Origin of the sequence: Cryobacterium tepidiphilum, from assembly GCF_003716325.1 — a bacterium.
Taxonomy (GTDB): domain Bacteria; phylum Actinomycetota; class Actinomycetes; order Actinomycetales; family Microbacteriaceae; genus Cryobacterium; species Cryobacterium tepidiphilum.
Genome location: NZ_RDSR01000014.1, coordinates 26,735 through 42,108, shown reverse-complemented (window position 1 = coordinate 42,108; position 15,374 = coordinate 26,735). Strand labels below are relative to the sequence as shown.

General features: G+C 70.4%; 17 protein-coding genes. 3 read left to right on the top strand and 14 right to left on the bottom strand.

The window, feature by feature from the left end; all coding sequences use genetic code 11:
* Window position 1 precedes the first annotated feature (1 nt).
* From EEJ31_RS09330 to EEJ31_RS09305, 6 genes are all read right to left on the bottom strand, one after another.
* Window positions 2–910, bottom strand: coding sequence for a pilus assembly protein TadG-related protein (locus EEJ31_RS09330; protein ID WP_148040156.1), 909 nt, complete (start codon window positions 908–910; stop codon window positions 2–4).
* A gap of 35 nt (window positions 911–945) precedes the next feature.
* Window positions 946–1,347, bottom strand: a complete 402-nt coding sequence (locus EEJ31_RS09325) for a TadE/TadG family type IV pilus assembly protein (protein ID WP_233563826.1) — start codon at window positions 1,345–1,347, stop codon at window positions 946–948.
* A gap of 101 nt (window positions 1,348–1,448) precedes the next feature.
* Window positions 1,449–1,709 carry a Flp family type IVb pilin gene (locus tag EEJ31_RS09320; protein WP_233563825.1) on the bottom strand — a complete coding sequence of 87 codons (261 nt, stop codon included), beginning with the start codon at window positions 1,707–1,709 and terminating at the stop codon, window positions 1,449–1,451.
* A 337-nt stretch (window positions 1,710–2,046) separates the two neighbouring features.
* Entirely contained in the window at window positions 2,047–3,432 is a 1,386-nt protein-coding gene (locus EEJ31_RS09315) for an FAD-dependent oxidoreductase (RefSeq protein ID WP_123046030.1), read from the bottom strand.
* A 25-nt stretch (window positions 3,433–3,457) separates the two neighbouring features.
* The gene (locus EEJ31_RS09310; protein ID WP_233563824.1) at window positions 3,458–4,543 is read right to left on the bottom strand and encodes a polyprenyl synthetase family protein; all 1,086 of its coding nucleotides are present in this window, start codon (window positions 4,541–4,543) and stop codon (window positions 3,458–3,460) included.
* A gap of 39 nt (window positions 4,544–4,582) precedes the next feature.
* The gene (locus EEJ31_RS09305; protein ID WP_123046028.1) at window positions 4,583–5,302 is read right to left on the bottom strand and encodes a demethylmenaquinone methyltransferase; all 720 of its coding nucleotides are present in this window, start codon (window positions 5,300–5,302) and stop codon (window positions 4,583–4,585) included.
* A 35-nt stretch (window positions 5,303–5,337) separates the two neighbouring features.
* On the opposite strand from EEJ31_RS09305, the gene EEJ31_RS09300 reads away from it, so the two are divergent.
* Window positions 5,338–6,570 (top strand): isochorismate synthase, encoded by a 1,233-nt coding sequence (locus tag EEJ31_RS09300; RefSeq protein WP_233563823.1) that lies wholly within the window; start codon window positions 5,338–5,340, stop codon window positions 6,568–6,570.
* On the opposite strand, the gene EEJ31_RS09295 is transcribed toward EEJ31_RS09300, so the two are convergent.
* From EEJ31_RS09295 to EEJ31_RS09280, 4 genes are all read right to left on the bottom strand, one after another.
* Complete coding sequence (locus tag EEJ31_RS09295; RefSeq protein WP_123046027.1) at window positions 6,567–7,916, bottom strand: APC family permease; 1,350 nt, start codon at window positions 7,914–7,916, stop codon at window positions 6,567–6,569. The two genes, EEJ31_RS09300 and EEJ31_RS09295, sit on opposite strands and share 4 nt — an antisense overlap.
* Window positions 7,917–7,936: 20 nt before the next feature.
* Window positions 7,937–8,821 carry a PPK2 family polyphosphate kinase gene (locus EEJ31_RS09290; RefSeq protein WP_123046026.1) on the bottom strand — a complete coding sequence of 295 codons (885 nt, stop codon included), beginning with the start codon at window positions 8,819–8,821 and terminating at the stop codon, window positions 7,937–7,939.
* A gap of 155 nt (window positions 8,822–8,976) precedes the next feature.
* Window positions 8,977–10,716 carry a 2-succinyl-5-enolpyruvyl-6-hydroxy-3-cyclohexene-1-carboxylic-acid synthase gene (gene menD / locus EEJ31_RS09285; RefSeq protein WP_123046025.1) on the bottom strand — a complete coding sequence of 580 codons (1,740 nt, stop codon included), beginning with the start codon at window positions 10,714–10,716 and terminating at the stop codon, window positions 8,977–8,979.
* Window positions 10,709–11,131, bottom strand: a complete 423-nt coding sequence (locus tag EEJ31_RS09280) for a PLDc N-terminal domain-containing protein (protein WP_123046024.1) — start codon at window positions 11,129–11,131, stop codon at window positions 10,709–10,711. Before EEJ31_RS09280 ends, menD begins: the two co-directional genes overlap by 8 nt.
* A 93-nt stretch (window positions 11,132–11,224) precedes the next feature.
* Between EEJ31_RS09280 and EEJ31_RS09275 the strand changes: the two genes are divergently transcribed.
* Window positions 11,225–11,590 (top strand): DUF4229 domain-containing protein, encoded by a 366-nt coding sequence (locus EEJ31_RS09275; RefSeq protein ID WP_123046023.1) that lies wholly within the window; start codon window positions 11,225–11,227, stop codon window positions 11,588–11,590.
* On the opposite strand, the gene EEJ31_RS09270 is transcribed toward EEJ31_RS09275, so the two are convergent.
* The 4 genes from EEJ31_RS09270 to EEJ31_RS09255 form a co-directional block, all read right to left on the bottom strand.
* Window positions 11,504–12,499, bottom strand: a complete 996-nt coding sequence (locus EEJ31_RS09270; RefSeq protein ID WP_233563822.1) for a 1,4-dihydroxy-2-naphthoate polyprenyltransferase — start codon at window positions 12,497–12,499, stop codon at window positions 11,504–11,506. The two genes, EEJ31_RS09275 and EEJ31_RS09270, sit on opposite strands and share 87 nt — an antisense overlap.
* 23 nt (window positions 12,500–12,522) lie before the next feature.
* Window positions 12,523–13,677: an AMP-binding protein gene (locus tag EEJ31_RS09265; RefSeq protein ID WP_233563821.1), complete on the bottom strand. Its 1,155-nt coding sequence runs from the start codon at window positions 13,675–13,677 to the stop codon at window positions 12,523–12,525.
* A 106-nt stretch (window positions 13,678–13,783) separates the two neighbouring features.
* Complete coding sequence (locus EEJ31_RS09260; protein WP_123046021.1) at window positions 13,784–14,695, bottom strand: 1,4-dihydroxy-2-naphthoyl-CoA synthase; 912 nt, start codon at window positions 14,693–14,695, stop codon at window positions 13,784–13,786.
* 77 nt (window positions 14,696–14,772) lie between these two features.
* Window positions 14,773–14,943, bottom strand: coding sequence for a CsbD family protein (locus EEJ31_RS09255; protein WP_123046020.1), 171 nt, complete (start codon window positions 14,941–14,943; stop codon window positions 14,773–14,775).
* Between the two features lie 120 nt (window positions 14,944–15,063).
* Here EEJ31_RS09255 and EEJ31_RS09250 point away from each other — a divergent pair, with 120 nt between their 5' ends.
* Window positions 15,064–15,372 (top strand): hypothetical protein, encoded by a 309-nt coding sequence (locus EEJ31_RS09250; protein ID WP_123046019.1) that lies wholly within the window; start codon window positions 15,064–15,066, stop codon window positions 15,370–15,372.
* Window positions 15,373–15,374 lie beyond the last annotated feature (2 nt).

The following is a 15,374-nucleotide window of genomic DNA, read 5'->3' as shown; positions in this document are numbered from 1 at the left end:
CCTAGTCGATGAGTCGTACGACGGATCCGCCGAGGTCGGGGCCGCCGAGGTCGAAGGCACTGTCGACGCTCACCCACTTCTGGAAGTAACCCTGGATGGCGCGGCAGTTGCCTGTGCAGCTCGGTGAGGCGGCGGGGTCGGTGTCGCTGAAACCGCTGAAATTCCAGCCGGTGATCGTGAACGCCGCGAAGGCGTAGATGCGGTACTCCGCGTTCTGGCCATTGCCTCGAGCCCCGTCGTAGACCGGGATGAGTATGGTCTGGCCCTTGAGCTCGTCGAGCTTGTCCTTGCAGAGCGTTGGAACATTGTTGCCGGGATCGCTTCCGACCCACAGCTCACCGTTGGTCACGTCGACGTACGATTCACACGAGCCGTCGATCTGGTCGATCCAGCCGAACCCGCCGGGGATCTCGGGTTCGCCCGCAGCGCGGTGGCATGGCCGGTTCGTGTCGGTGCGGATAGTCATGGCCACGCCTGGCTCGAGGGCATTGATGACCTCGCAGTAGGAGAGCGCGATGGGAAGGACAGCCGGCCCGGAGCCCGGGCCGCCCCACTCCGCGGTAGCGGTGGCGTGCACGGTGGAGGAATTGACGCCGATGAGAGCGGCCAGGGGATGGGACATCGCGCCCGAACCCTGGGCGGTGCGGGTCGAGTCCGAGACTGTGACGGTGTTCGAGCCAAGTTCGATGTTGAACACGTTCGCTGCCCCGTCGTTGGCGTTCGCGCTGGCGAAGTCCTCAGCGGTTGACGCCGTATCCCCACAGGCATCGACGGCACAGTGCTGCGCAACGGCAAGCGCTGCCGCATCCGCACCGTTCTGAAGTTGCGCCTTCTCCGCATAGAGCGCGCCGGCGTCGACCGCGATGGCGGCGAAGCCCACAAGCGGCACCATCAGGAGGGCAACCATCACGGCGGTGGCGCCACCGTCAGACCGAATCCGAGACACTATCCACCGCACAGCATGACTCCCGTTCCGGTGAGGTTGATGGGGGGCAGGAAATCGAACCAGCCGGTGAGCAGGTCGACCGGGTAGTCGATCGTCACCCGGGCAGTGCCACCGCCGTCGCAGTCCGACGGGGTGACGGTGATGTTGCCGGCTCCGATGGCCGGGTTCACGGATGGCGCTGCCGCAGTCGCCGCCGCACGGGCCAGGGCCGGATCATTTTCGATCGCCATCACCCTGGCGCCTTCGCGAGCGGCGTTCGTCACCGACACCTGCACATTGAACACGCGTCCGAACTCGACGATGCCCAGCAGGAGCACGAGAAGGACCGGAAGGACGAGCGCAAACTCGACCGCTGCCGCGCCGCGTTCACCCTGGCCGGTGCTGTGACGCCTGCACATCATGGGGGGAACCTTTCTGAGAGAGTGGTGGCGGCGTCCAGTGCGGACGCCGCCACCACTGCACGAGTGAGCCCTGCGGCGGACGATCGCGGCCGGGGTGCTTGCTAAAGGTTGCCGGCGATGTCATTCCTGAACACGCCGTCCAGGGCGGTCCCAACTGCCGTGATTCCGCCGATGATGGCGATTGCGATGAGCGTGACGATGAGTCCGTACTCCACGGCGGTGGCGCCGTCTTCGTTCCGCATGCTGTTGATACGAGCCTGAATTCGGGTCAGGGTCTTCATGATGTATTCCATTCTGTGTTTTCCCGGTTCGGGTTGACCGAGGAAGTGATCGAAAGCTATCCGGAGCTGAGACTTCTTCACCAACCCCCCTTGCGAGGGCCAGCGACCGGGGGTAGGACAACTTTGCCCACAGCAGCCTTCTGGGTTCGGGCACGCCGAAGAGCCCGGTGCCTCAAGGCCTCGAGCTGACGGGTGCTAGCGACGCTAGGGCGCGCCGGGACTGCAGCCCTGCGGCGGCTTTTCGCCGCGGAATATCAGGGCGGGCCGGGCTAGGCGGGTGCGACGAGTGCGCATTTTCGCTCCTTCGGGTGAAGCGGGTCGACGATGGTCGATGTGCGCTGCCACGCTACGCAGGCGAGGCGCCGCGCCCCTACCCCCAGTTCGGGGATCGGGGGGCGAATTCAGGCGAAGAAGCGGGTCAGGCCTCGTCGCGGGAGATGTTCACCATCTCGTCGCGGGGAACCACTTTCACCCGCACGCGGCCCTGCGCCGAGCCCAGTGCCAGCTCGTGCTGGTCGAGATTGTGCCACCCGTCGAGGTCGGTGTAGGCGATCCCCCGCGAGTCCAGCAGCTCCACGATGCTCTGCTCCGACGGCGACTCTGGGCGCCACCAGTTGCCGGAGTCGTTGATGACGTGCCGCACGGTCTCCATCGCGTCCGACTTGGTGTGCCCGATGAGGCCCACCGGTCCGCGCTTGATCCAGCCCGTGGCGTAGACGCCGTACATCTGCTCGGTCCAGGTCGACGACCCTGAGCTGGGGTCGGCCTTCCGCAGCACCTGCCCCTCCCGGTTCGGGATCACGCCGCGCTTCTTGTCGAACGGGATGCCCGGCAGGGGCGAACCGAAGTAGCCGACAGCGCGGTACACCGCCTGGATCGGCAGCTCGCGGATCTCACCGGTGCCCACGACGCCGCCCGCGCCGTCGGGGGCGGTGCGCTCCCAGCGGATGCCGCCCACGCGCCCGGTGCCGTCGTCGACGATCTCGAGCGGCTTGGCGAAGAAGTGCAGGTGCAGTCGCCGGCTCGCCTGCCCGGTCTCGCGCTTTCGCCACTGGTTCAGCACCTTGTCGATGACCAGGACCTGCTTGTTGGTCGCGATCGCATCCCGCGCCGCGTCGTCGTAGTCGAAGTCCTCGTCGTAGACGATCATGTCCACGTCGCGCAGTTCGCCGAGCTCACGCAGCTCGAGGGGCGTGAACTTGACGGATGTCGGTCCCCGCCGTCCGAAGACGTGAACGTCGGTCACCGGAGACTCGGCGAGGCCCTGGTACACGTTGTCGGGGATCTCGGTGGGCAGCAGGTCGTCGGCGTGCTTGGCGAGGATGCGGGAGACGTCGAGTGCCACGTTGCCGTTGCCGATCACCGCCACCTCCTTCGCCGTGAGCGGCCAGCTGCGCGGGAAGTCCGGGTGCCCGTCGAACCAGCTCACGAACTCGGCGGCGCCGTAGGAACCCTCAAGCTCGATGCCGGGAATCTTCAGATCGGCATCGCGCACGGCGCCGGTGGCGAAGATGACGGCGTTGTAGTGCCGCTTGAGGTCGTCGAGCGTGATGTCGGTGCCGTAACGCACGTTGCCGAACAGGCGGATGTCCCCGCGGTCGAGCACATCGCGCAGGGCATTGATGATGCCCTTGATGCGCGGGTGGTCGGGGGCGACGCCGTACCTCACGAGCCCGTAGGGCGCGGGGAGGTGATCGAACAGGTCGATCGAGACGTCGAAGTGCCGTTCGGCCTTCAGCAGGATGTCGGCCGCGTAGATTCCGGCAGGTCCCGCACCGATGATGGCCAAGCGCAACGTGGTCATACAAGCCCTTCTGACACGTACAGGTCTAACTGGAGCGATCGACGATGGTCTCGGCGAACCTGGTCAACGCCTTCTTCACCGATCCGCTCGGCAGCGGTTGGAGTGCGGCGACCGCCTCGGCCGCCCAGCGGTGCGCCTCCTGGAGGGTCGCCCGGGTCACCGGGTGCTCGCGCAGGGCCGCGATGGCGGCGTCGGCCGCCGACGTCTGCTCGGGGCTGTTCGCCTCGCCCGCACGGTCGAGCACGTCGCTCTGCAGGCGGTCGAGCAGGCCGGCGGCGTCGGAATCCGTTGCCGCCAGCTCGCGCAGCCGGAGCAGCGGGAGCGTGGCGACGCCGGCCCGGAGGTCGGTGCCGGGCACCTTGCCGGTCTCGGCCGGCTGCGGCGACAGGTCGATCACGTCGTCGATGAGCTGGAAGGCAATGCCGATCTTCTCGCCGAACTCCACCACGGGACCCTCGAGTTCCGGAGGAGCGTCGGAGAAGATGACCCCGGCCTGCGCGGCCGAGGCGATCAGGGAGCCGGTCTTGTCGGCGAGCACCTGGATGTAGTGCGTCACCGGGTCTTCGCCGGCACGGGGCCCCACCGTCTCGTGCAGCTGCCCGAGCACGAGCCGTTCGAAGGTGTCGGCCTGCAGCCGGATTGCGCCCTCGCCGAGCCGCGCCATGAGCTGGCTGGCCCGCGCGAAGAGCAGGTCGCCGGTGAGGATGGCCACCGAGTTTCCCCACACGGTCTGGGCGCTGGGCACCCCGCGGCGGCGGTCCGCGTCGTCCATGACGTCGTCGTGGTAGAGGGATGCGAGGTGCGTGATTTCAATGGCCGTGGCGGCGGTCACGACGTCGGTGACGTCGCCGCTGCCGAGGTGGGCCGTGAGCAGCGCGAGCATGGGGCGCACCCGCTTGCCGCCCGCGTCGAGGAGGTAGCGGCCGGTCACGTCGGCGATCTCGTCGGCGAAGACGACCTCCGACAGGAGCATCGCCTCGACCTGGTCCAGTGCCTTGTCGATGTCGGCTGCCAGGCCCCGGTCGGACGCGGTCGAGAAGATACGGTCGGTCAGGCCGAGCTGGGAGGTCATGGACGTGCTGCGACGGACCACGGGCGCGCTCGGTTTCACCCTGCCAGCCTAACCAACCCGGGGAGCGGCGACAGCCGCTTAATCCTGCGCGGCTGTGTGGCCCTTCACACCCCGGTGCAGGGCGACGATCCCGAAGGTGAGATTGCGGTAGGCGACGTGCGCATAGCCGGCCTCGCGCAGCCAGCCGGCGAGGGCCTTCTGGTCGGGCCAGGCGGCGATGGATTCGCCCAGGTAGTCGTAGGCCTCGGCATTGGAGGAGGCGAGCTTGACCACGGCGGGCATGACGTGGTGCAGGTATGCGAAGTAGGCGCTGCGGATGACGCGGGCCGGCGGGGTTGAGAACTCGCAGATCACGACGCGGCCGCCGGGCTTGGTCACCCGGTAGAACTCGGCCAGGGCCTTCTGCGGCTCGACCACGTTGCGGAGCCCGAAGGAGATTGTGACGGCGTCGAACTCGTCGTCGCCGAACGGCAGCTTCGTCGCATCCGCCTGCACGAACTCGACGCGCGAGTTGCCGGCCTGGCGCTGCCGGCCGACCCGGATCATGCCCTCGGAGAAGTCGGCGGCGACCACGTGCGCGCCGGTGGTGGCGAGCGCGGCGCTGGAGGTGCCGGTGCCCGCGGCCACATCGAGGATGCGTTCGCCCCGCTTCGGGTTCACGGCGCGGGTGGTCGCGACGCGCCACAACGCAGCGTTGCCCACCGACAGCAGTGCGTTCGTGCGGTCGTAGTGGGTCGACACCTCGTCGAACATCGCCGCGACGTCGGCGGGCTGCTTGCTGAGGTCGGCTCTGTTCACCCCTCCAGTGTAGATGGCGGGCATAGGCTTGACCGGTGAACGCACTGGCTCTGACGGCCGAGACCACCCCGATCGACGACATCCATCACCTGATTCTGCTTCTCGATCAGCACGAGCCGCTGCTCTGGATGCGCCGCAACCAGGGCCTGGCCGGCATCGGCACCGCCCTGCGGCTGGAGTTCTCGGGTGAGACCCGCATGACGGATGCCGCGGCGGCCTGGCGAGACGTCGTCGCCTCATCCACTGTGACCGATCCGCTCGCGCGCACCGGCACGGGCCTCCTCGCGTTCGGCGCCTTCGCGTTCGACGCGTCGTCGGCGGAGCCGAGCGTGCTCATCGTTCCGCAGGTCATCGTCGGCCGGGAGAACGGGCAGTGCTGGGTGACGCGCATCTGGCCCACCGGTGAGACGCCGCCCGACATCCCGCTCGCCCTGCGGCCCCTCGGCACCGAGTACCGGATCTCCCTGCTACCCGGCGCGCTGTCGCCGGGCGGGTACCGGGACGCCGTCGCGCAGGCGGTGGATCACATCGCCAGGCAGGACGTGAGCAAGGTCGTGCTCGCCCGCGACCTCGTCGGTCACCTGCCGGCCGAGTCGGACCGGCGACGGCTGGTGCGCGACCTCGCCCTCGGCTACCCGGACTGCTGGACCTACGCGGTGGACGGCCTCATCGGCTCCAGCCCCGAGACGCTGATCCGCGCCGACCACGGCGAGGTGAACGCGCGGGTGCTGGCCGGCACCATCTCCCGTGGCCTCGACGCCCACGCCGACACCGAGGCCGCCCTCACCTTGGCCACGTCGGCGAAAGACGGCGACGAGCACGAGTTCGCGGTCCAGAGCGTGCTGGCGTCGCTCCGGCCGCACACCTCGCACATCACGGCGAGCGAGGTGCCGTTCACGGTGAAGCTGCCGAACCTCTGGCACCTCGCGACCGACCTGGAGGGCACGCTGAGCGACGGCTCCACGTCGCTCGACCTCATCGCCGCGCTGCACCCCACGGCCGCGGTCGCCGGCACGCCCACCGATCGGGCCCTCGCGCTCATCCGCGAGCTGGAGCCGTTCGACCGCGGCCGGTACGCCGGCCCGGTCGGCTGGGTCGGTGCGGACGGCGACGGCGAGTGGGCGATCGCGTTGCGCTGTGCGCAGCTCGGCCCCGACGGGGACATCACCGCCTATGCCGGCTGCGGGATCGTGCTCGATTCCGACCCCGAGCGGGAGCTCGCCGAGACGCGCATGAAGTTCCGCCCGGTCGTCGAGGCCTTCGGCTAGGCCGTCTCGTCGTCGCGCTTGCCGGCACGCGACGCGGCCCGGCGACGGGTGAGCTTCGCCACGAGGTGCAGCACCACGCCCACGGCGAGCAGCAGGATGCCGTAGAGCCAGACCTCGCCCGGCTGCTGGGTGAGCAGCAGAACGCAGGATGCCACGCCCAGCACCGGGACGATCGTCCAGACGCGGAAGTGGTCGTGCTCGACTTTGTCCCGACGCAGCACCAGCACGGCCACGTTCGTGCTGATGAACACGAATAGCAGCAGGAGGACGACCGTCGATGCGAGCAGGCCCAGGTCGCCGATCAGGGTCAGGATCATGGCGACGAGCGTCGTCGCCACGATGGCCGCCCACGGGGTGCGCCGGTTGGACAGCACACTGCCGAGCGCCGACGGGAGCAGGTCGTGCTCGGCCATGCCGAACGCAAGGCGACTCGACATGATCATGGTGAGAAGGGCGCCGTTGGCGACGGCGATCAGCGCGATCAGGCTGAACAGCCAGTCCGGCACCACCACGCCGCTGGCCGACACCACGGCCAGGAGGGGGCCGGTCGACGCCTCCAGGTCGTCGGGCGGAAGGGCGATCGAACTGGCGACCCCGACGAGCACGTAGACGACACCGGCGGTGAGGAGCGCACCGAACAGGGCGCGCGGGTACACCCGGCTCGGGTCCCGCACTTCTTCGGCGACGTTGGCCGACGTCTCGAATCCGACGAACGAGTAGTAGGCGATGATGGCCGCGCCGAGCGTGGCGACAGCCGGTGACACCCCGTCGCGGAACTCGCCGACGCGGCTGACGTCTCCGCCGCCCCCGCCGAGCATGAGCGCGACGGATACGACGACGATCACGAGCCCGGAGACCTCGATGACGGTCATCACCACGTTGCTCTTCAGCGATTCGCTGATGCCGCGTGCATTAAGGCAGGCCACGAGCGCCAGGAAGACGATCGCGGCCGGCACCCGGGGGACGTCGAGGAAAGTGGACAGGTATTCGCCGGCGAACGCGAGCGAGAGCCCGGCGGCGCTTGTGACGCCGGCCGCGAGCATGCTGAACCCCACCAGGAACGACAGCATCGGCCGCCGGAAGGCCCGCTCGGCGAACACGGCGGCCCCGCCGGCCTTCGGATACTTGGTGACCAGTTCCGCATAGGAGCCGGCGGTCAAGAGCGCCAGCAGCAGCGCCAGGAGCAGGGGCGCCCACAGGGCGCCGCCCACCTCGGCGGAGAGCACGCCCATGAGCGCGTAGATGCCGGCGCCGAGGACGTCGCCCAGGATGAAGAGGTAGAGCAGCGGACCGGTGATGGCCTGCCTGAGCTTCGAGGGAGGGCTGGCGACGGTCTGTCCTGGCATGGGTGCCTTTCCGTGCAGTGCTAGCTGTCGGCGAGCCGCTGCTTCTGGGTTTCGATGTCGAAGTCGGCCGGCGGCCACGCCAGGTCCATGCCCGACAGCGCGTGGAGGAGCAGGTGCTGCACGGCCAGCCGGGCGTACCACTTGTGATCGGCGGGCACGACGAACCACGGCGCGTGCTCGGTCGAGGTGCGGGTGAGGGCCGCCTGGTACGCCTCGAGGTAGTCGTCCCAGCGCATCCGCTGGTCGATGTCGCCGGGGTCGAACTTCCAGTACTTGTCCGGCCGATCCAGCCGCTTCCGGAGCCGCTCGCGCTGCTCCTCCTTGCTGATGTGCAGCATCACCTTGATGATCGTGGTGTCATCGCCCGCGACATCGCGTTCGAAGTCGTTGATCAGGTCGTAACGGTGCTCGATCTCGTCGGCGGGCGCCAACTGCTGCACGCGGCCGATGAGCACGTCTTCGTAGTGCGAGCGGTCGAAGACGCCGATCATGCCGGCGCCGGGCAGGCGCCCCCGCACGCGCCAGAGGAAGCCGTGCGACAGCTCGGCCTTGGTGGGCGCCTTGAACGCCGTGAGCTCGACGCCCTGCGGGTCGATGGCGCCCACGACGTGCCGCACCACCCCGCCCTTGCCCGACGTGTCCATGCCCTGCAGCACGAGCAGCACCGTGCGGGTGTCGCCGTGCCGGCTCCCGGCGAAGAACATCTCCTGCAGGTCGGAGAGGTGCTGCGCATCCCGTGCCAGCGCCCGCTCGCCGTCCTCCTTCTTGCCGCCGAAACCCGGGGTGGAGGCGGGGTCGACGGCGGAGAGGTCGAAGCCCTCGCCGACGCGCAACGCCTGCCGGGCCTCCTTCGCCTTCCACTTCGCATCGTGCTTGCCCACGTTGTGCCCTCCGTTCCCGGCCATTCTGCTCCCGGACCACGCAGTTCGCACCGGTCCGTTTTCAGGAGGCGCGCCGGGCGCGGGCAGCCGGCGCCACGGAAACACGCGGCGGCGCTGCGCCACACCGAGCGCGCTCCTGCACACGGCTCGGGCAGGGGCGAGCGCGTGGGGCGGGCGGCTCAGTCGCGGGCGAGCGGAACCTCGACGATGGAGAGGCCGGGGTGCGGTGCCGTGAGGGCGCGTTCGAGCTCGCTGCGGGTGGCCGCCCGCGTGTACTCCCAGCCGTAGGCGGCGGCGAGCGCGGCGAGGTCGACGGCCTGCGGCGTGAACAGCACCCGATCCATGGCGGCGGCCGGCGCCGTGCCCGCGACCTCGAGCGAGTCGAAGATGGTGCCGCCGCCGTCGTTGCCCACGATCACCTGCAGCCGAGGTCGTTCCTCGCCGGCGGGCAACAGCAGCGACCCGGCGTCGTGCAGCAGCGCGAGGTCCCCCAGCAGCAGGCGGGTGACGCCCGTGGATGCCGGGTCGTCACCGCCCTGGCTGGCCAGCGCGATGCCGAGCGCCGTGGCCACGGTGCCGTCGATGCCGGCAAGGCCGCGGTTCGCGTGCACGCGCATCTTCTTGCCCGGCACCCGCCGGTCCGCCTCGCGGATCAGGCGGGAGGCCCCGAAGACGAGCCGGTCGTGGGGCCAGCTGGCGCGCCACACCTGGTCGACGAGCATCCCCCGCGTGACGGGCGTTCGCAGGGCGGCGAGCTCCGCCTTTGCGAAACCGCCGCGCACCCGGTAGTCCTTCGACCGGGCCGCCTCGACATCCGGCGGCTGCTCCGAGGCGTCGAGAGCGTCGCGCAGCTGCCGCCCGGCGACCACCCAGCGCCCGAGCCATTCCCGCGCCTCGCGGCTGCCGGCTTCGGCAACGGATGCCGGCGACGCGCTGACCGCCCGCGCGAACTGCTGGGCGGCGTGGCCGGGGTTGTACCACTCGAGGCCGGCCGGCGACACGACGATGGTCTCGACATCCGCTCGCTGGATGAGCGCCGGCACCTCGCGGCTGAGGGTCGGGTGCCCGAACACGACGACGCGCTCGATGCGGCCGCCCCAGTCGGGCTCCTGCAGCAGCTCGCGGTAGCCGGCGATAAGGTTGGGCCCGAAGCGCGCGCCGCTGGTCACCTCGGCCAGCAGCGGCCAGCCTGCCGCGCGCGCGAGCTCCTCCGCGTCCTCTCCCGCGCCGGCCCCCGCGACCACGACCGTGCGCGGGCCGGGCTCGAGGGTGAGGGAGGACAGCACGCCGTCCTCGGGCAGGTCCACCGCCGGCGTCTCGGCCGGCGCCGCCGCCGCAGGCTCCAGCCTCACGTGGGCCGACAGCGGTTCGCGGAAGGCGAGGTTCAGCTGCACGGGGCCCGGGTCGCGGTCGGCCGCGCCGGTGGCGGCCTGCATCGCCAGCCCGGCGAGCGACACGGCGGACGCGGCGTCATCGTCGTCGCTCGGCGCCGGCACGTCGACGCTCAACCGCGTGGCGGCGCCGAAGATCCCGGGCTGGGCGGTGGTCTGGTTCGAGCGGATGCCGCGGAGCTCCTCCGGCCGGTCGGCGGTCAGCAGCACCAGGGGCACCCCGGAGTGGTGGGCCTCGAGCACGGCCGGATGCAGGTTCGCCACCGCCGTGCCGGAGGTGGTCGCGACCAGGGTCGGTGCGCCGGACTCCACGGCGAGGCCGAGCGCGAGGAATCCCGCGCCGCGTTCGTCGACGCGCACGTGCAGCTGCAGTTCGCCGAGGCGTTCGAGTTCGGCGGCGACCAGGGCCAGCGCCTGCGACCGGGAGCCGGGCGAGAGCACGAGGTGGCGCACCCCGTGCCTCACGAAGGCGCGCAGCAGGGCCACGCTGAAGTCAGTGGCGGGGCTGCCTGTGGGTCCCTCAGGCATCCCGGCGGTCCGGTACGTCGCCGTCGCCCGGTTCGGTCTTCTTCGGCGGCGCGCCCGTGGTGCCCGCCGTTCCCGTGCCGTCGGTCGGCCCGGGTTCGTCGAGGTCGGCCAGCTCACGCTCGAGTTTGCGGATGCGCTCCTGCTGGGTCTTCTCGCGTTCGAGCCGGCGCAGGAACTCCGGGTCGTCGTCGGGAGCGGACGATCGCGCGGGCCGCGCACCGGAATCACGGCGGCCGCCGCGGCCGAGCAGCACCCACATGGCCGGGCCGATGACGGGCACCACGATGATCACGATGAGCCAGGCCCAGCGGGGCAGCGCACGGATGCGGTTCCGGTCGATGAGCGCGCACTCGACCAGTGTGTAGACGGTCAGGACGATGACCACCAATGCGAGGAGGAACCAGACCCGGGCCATGACCTGATTCTACGCGCGCCGCCTGTGAACGTGGCGTGTGCGGACGGGACCGGACCGGCGTCTGCGGGCGGGGCGGCGACCTAGACTTGACGCATGAAGTCTGTTCCGGCGTGGCTGTCGTACTCGGTCATCCGCTTGCTGCTGTTCGCGGTGCCGCTGGTGATTCTCCTGGTCACCGGCGTCGGCCCCATCGTGGCGACGATCATCGCGGCGATCATCGGGCTGTGCCTGTCGTACATCTTCCTGCGCACCCCGCGGGCACGGATGGCCGACACCGTGTACCGGGCACGCCACGAGCCGTCGACGCCCGCGCCGTCGGACGCCGACGTCGAAGACGCCGCGATCGACGAAACGACTCCCGCGACCCCGCTGTCAGAGGGCGAAGGCGGCGCCGAGCAGCAGACCGAAAGCGAGCGCCGCGAAGCTGGTGAGTTTCAGCGCAAGCACGAGCTCCCGTGACGAGCCCGCCGTGACCGTGATCAGGCAGGCGGGGAGCGCCAGCAGCAGCACGAAGAGCGTCAGCAGCGCCGCCGGGTAGAGCACGGCGAAGAAACCGGCGATCACGAACGGCAGCAGAAGGAACACGCAGAACACCGCGCGGGAGGCCCGGTCGCCGATGCGCACCGCGAGAGTGCGCTTGCCGGCCGCCTTGTCGGGTGCGAGGTCACGCAGGTTGTTCACCATCAGCACGGCGCACGCCATGAGGCCGATGGCGACACCCGACAGCCAGCTCTCGGTGTTGACCCAGCCGACCTGCACCAGCGTGGTTCCCGCCGTGGCCACGAGCCCGAAGAACACGAACACGAACACCTCGCCGAGGCCCAGGTATCCGTAGGGTCGCTTGCCGCCGGTGTAGAACCAGGCGGCCACGATCGCCGCGGCGCCTACCAGGAGCAGCCACCAGAGCTGCGTCACCACCACGAGCACCAGTCCGGCCACGGCCGCGAGGGCGAAGAAGGCGAGTGCTACGACGAGCACGTGCCGCGGCTTGGCCCGACCAGAGCCGGTCAGGCGGCTGGGGCCCACGCGGTGGGCGTCGGTGCCGCGGATGCCGTCGGAGTAGTCGTTGGCGTAGTTCACGCCGACCTGCAGGCACACGGCCACGGCGAGCGCCAGCAGTGCCCGCACCCAGTGGAAGGCGCCGTTGCTGCTCGCGACGACCGCCGCGCCGGTGCCGAGGAGGACCGGGGCGACGGCGAGGGGAAGGGTGCGGAGCCGCGCTCCGCCGATCCAGTCCGCCACGGTCGCGGGACGCACCGGGCCCGCGACGCCGCCGTAACGCTTCGCCGGATTGCCCGACCGCGCGCTGCTGCCGGAGGAGGTCTGCCGCTGCTGTTTCGGCCGTGCCGGCCGTGCTCCCTGTGCCACAGGGACATGTTAGCGGCCGGTCGTCAGGAGCCGGCGCCCAGCCGGCGCAGCGCCCGCCGGTCGGGCTTGCCCGACGCGAGCATCGGCATCCGCTGCACGCTGACGATGCGGGCGGGTCGGGCCGGGGCCCCGAGAACGGATGCGACGGCCGCGCGCACCGCGGCGAGCGCCGGCCGCCCCTCCCCTTCGTCGACCACGACGACGGGCACCTGCCCCCAGACCGGGTCGTCCGCGGGGACCACCACGGCTGCGGCGAGTCCCGGCAGCGAGCGCACCACGCGCTCAACCGCGTCGAGCGAGACCTTCTCGCCCCCGGAGATGATGACGTTGTCGGCGCGGCCGAGCACGCGCACGTGGCCGCTGCCGTCGACCTCGCCCAGGTCGCCCGTGCGGTACCAGCGCTCACCGTGCTCGTCGATGAAGCGCGAGTCGGTGCGGTCGTCGTCGCCGAGGTAGCCGAGTGCCAGCATGCTGCCGGAGATCTCGAGCTGGTCGACGCCATCCACCGGCCGCGCGCGCACGGCGGCGTTGCCGATGGGCACACCGTCGTAGACGCAGCCGCCGGCCGTCTCTGAGGAGCCGTAGGTGCGCACCACGCGCAGGTCGAGCCGCTCGGCCTGCGCGAGGAGCTCGGGCTCGAGCGCCTGGCCGCCGACGAGGATGGCGTCGAAGCGGCGCAGCGCCCGACGGAGGCGGGCGTCATCGGCGGCCGCATCGACGAGCCGGGCGAGCTGCACGGGAACAAGCGACGTGTAGCGCACCGGCTCGGCGAGCTTCTCGGCGGCGGGCGCGAAGGCCGCGGGGTCGAAGTGCCCGGGCGGCATGATCACCGGCGTCGTTCCGGCCGCGATGGAGCGCACGAGCACCTGCACGCCGGCGATGTAGTGGCCGGGGAGGGCGAGCAGCCACTGCCCCGGGCCGCCGAGGGCAGCGTTGCTTCCGGCGGCGCTGGCCAGGAGCGCGTCGGTCGACAGCATGACGCGCTTCGGCGCATCCGTCGACCCCGACGTCTCGATGACGACCGCGACGGCACGGGGCACCTCCGCCGGCACCGGGCGCGAGGCCTCCCGCCCCGGCACCGGAAGGATCGCCGGCCCGTCACCGGCCAGCGCATCCCGCAGCGCCGCCGCCAGCGCGCCCGCGTCCTCCGCGGGCACCACCCGCAGCGCCCGCGTCACCGCGCCACCTCCGGCATCCCCCGCACTCCCCCCGCGAAACCGTAGGTGTGCTCGCTACAACGCGTGCAGAACGACCACAAGCCACGACTCGCGGTGTGGGGAGGCATCAGAACTGCCAGGGGTAGGGGGCCCAGTCGGGCTCGCGCTTCTCAAGGAACGCGTCGCGGCCCTCGACCGCCTCGTCGGTGCCGTAGGCGAGTCGCGTGGCCTCCCCGGCGAAGACCTGCTGGCCCACGAGGCCGTCATCGACGGCGTTGAATGCGAACTTCAGCATGCGGATGGCGGTGGGCGACTTGGTCAGGATCTCCCGCGCCCAGTCCAGCGCCGTGGCCTCCAGCTCGGCGTGCGGCACGACGGCATTCACGGCGCCCATCGCGTAGGCGCGGTCCGCCGAGTACTCCCGGGCGAGGAAGAACACCTCCCGGGCGGCCTTCTGGCCGACCTGCCGGGCGAAGTAGGCGCTGCCGTAGCCGGCGTCGAACGAGCCGACATCGGCATCCGTCTGCTTGAACCTGCCGTGCTCGCGGCTGGCGATGCTGAGATCGCACACCACGTGCAGCGAGTGGCCGCCGCCGGCCGCCCACCCGGGCACGACCGCGATGACGACCTTGGGCATGAAGCGGATGAGACGCTGCACCTCGAGGATGTGCAGGCGGCCGTTCCGCGCCGCGTCGATGCCCGTGGCGCTCTCGCCCTCGGCGTACTTGTAGCCGTCTCGGCCACGGATGCGCTGGTCGCCTCCCGAGCAGAACGCCCAGCCGCCGTCCTTCGGGCTCGGGCCGTTCCCGGTGAGGAGCACGACACCGATGCGCGGATTCACCCGGGCGTTCTCCAGCGCCGCGTACAGCTCGTCGACGGTGTGCGGACGGAAGGCATTCCTCACCTCGGGGCGGTTGAAGGCGATGCGGGCGACCCGGCCCTCGACGTCGTGGTGGTACGTGATGTCGGAGAGGCCCTCGAAACCGTCGACGTCACGCCAGCTGGCCGGATCGAAGAGGTCGGAAACCTTCTGAGTCATGACTCCAGCCTACGTGCGGGGAAAACGCGGGAAGCCCCGCCGGCAATGCCGACGGGGCTTCCTTTCTCGGGGTTGGATCAGCTGAAGGCGTCTTTCACGTCGTCACCGGCCTGCTTGAGGTTGGCCTTGGCCTGGTCGCCCTTGCCCTCCGCCTTCAGGTCCCGGTCGTCCGTGGCGTCGCCCATGGCTTCCTTTCCCTTGCCGATTGCTTCTTCAGCTTCGTGCTTCATCTTGTCGGTTCCACTCATATTGGAGTCCTTCCTTCTCGATGGCTGCCTTTGGCCCCACGCTAGACCCCTTTTGCGCGCCTCGGGAGGGGCATATGGTCGGGTACAACGAGCTCACCCACAACACACAGGAGGTATCCCGTGAAGGGAAAGATTCTCTTTGCCACCGGTTTGGCAACGGGCTACGTGCTCGGGTCGAAGGCCGGACGCCAGGCCTACGAGCGCATCAAGTCGCAGGCGAGCGACCTCTGGGAGAGCCCCGCCGTGCAGAAGACCGTGTCGCAGGCCGGAACACTCGCGAAGGAGACGGCCGGAGCCGCGCAGAGCAAGGTTTCCAGCGCGCTCGGCCACGCGACCGAGGCCGTGTCCAGCGCCGGCGACGACACCGCCCACGAAGACACCAGCGGCTCTGGCGACACGTCGACCGCATCGACCGGAGGCGCCGTCTAGGC

What these genes read in the sequence shown, in the direction of transcription:
- EEJ31_RS09325 (WP_233563826.1), bottom strand. Translation starts at nt 1,347, where the DNA reads ATGATGTGCAGGCGTCACAGCACCGGCCAGGGTGAACGCGGCGCGGCA.
- EEJ31_RS09315 (WP_123046030.1), bottom strand. Translation starts at nt 3,432, where the DNA reads ATGACCACGTTGCGCTTGGCCATCATCGGTGCGGGACCTGCCGGAATC.
- EEJ31_RS09295 (WP_123046027.1), bottom strand. Translation starts at nt 7,916, where the DNA reads ATGCCAGGACAGACCGTCGCCAGCCCTCCCTCGAAGCTCAGGCAGGCC.
- EEJ31_RS09290 (WP_123046026.1), bottom strand. Translation starts at nt 8,821, where the DNA reads ATGGCCGGGAACGGAGGGCACAACGTGGGCAAGCACGATGCGAAGTGG.
- menD (WP_123046025.1), bottom strand. Translation starts at nt 10,716, where the DNA reads ATGCCTGAGGGACCCACAGGCAGCCCCGCCACTGACTTCAGCGTGGCC.
- EEJ31_RS09280 (WP_123046024.1), bottom strand. Translation starts at nt 11,131, where the DNA reads ATGGCCCGGGTCTGGTTCCTCCTCGCATTGGTGGTCATCGTCCTGACC.
- EEJ31_RS09275 (WP_123046023.1), top strand. Translation starts at nt 11,225, where the DNA reads ATGAAGTCTGTTCCGGCGTGGCTGTCGTACTCGGTCATCCGCTTGCTG.
- EEJ31_RS09260 (WP_123046021.1), bottom strand. Translation starts at nt 14,695, where the DNA reads ATGACTCAGAAGGTTTCCGACCTCTTCGATCCGGCCAGCTGGCGTGAC.
- EEJ31_RS09255 (WP_123046020.1), bottom strand. Translation starts at nt 14,943, where the DNA reads ATGAGTGGAACCGACAAGATGAAGCACGAAGCTGAAGAAGCAATCGGC.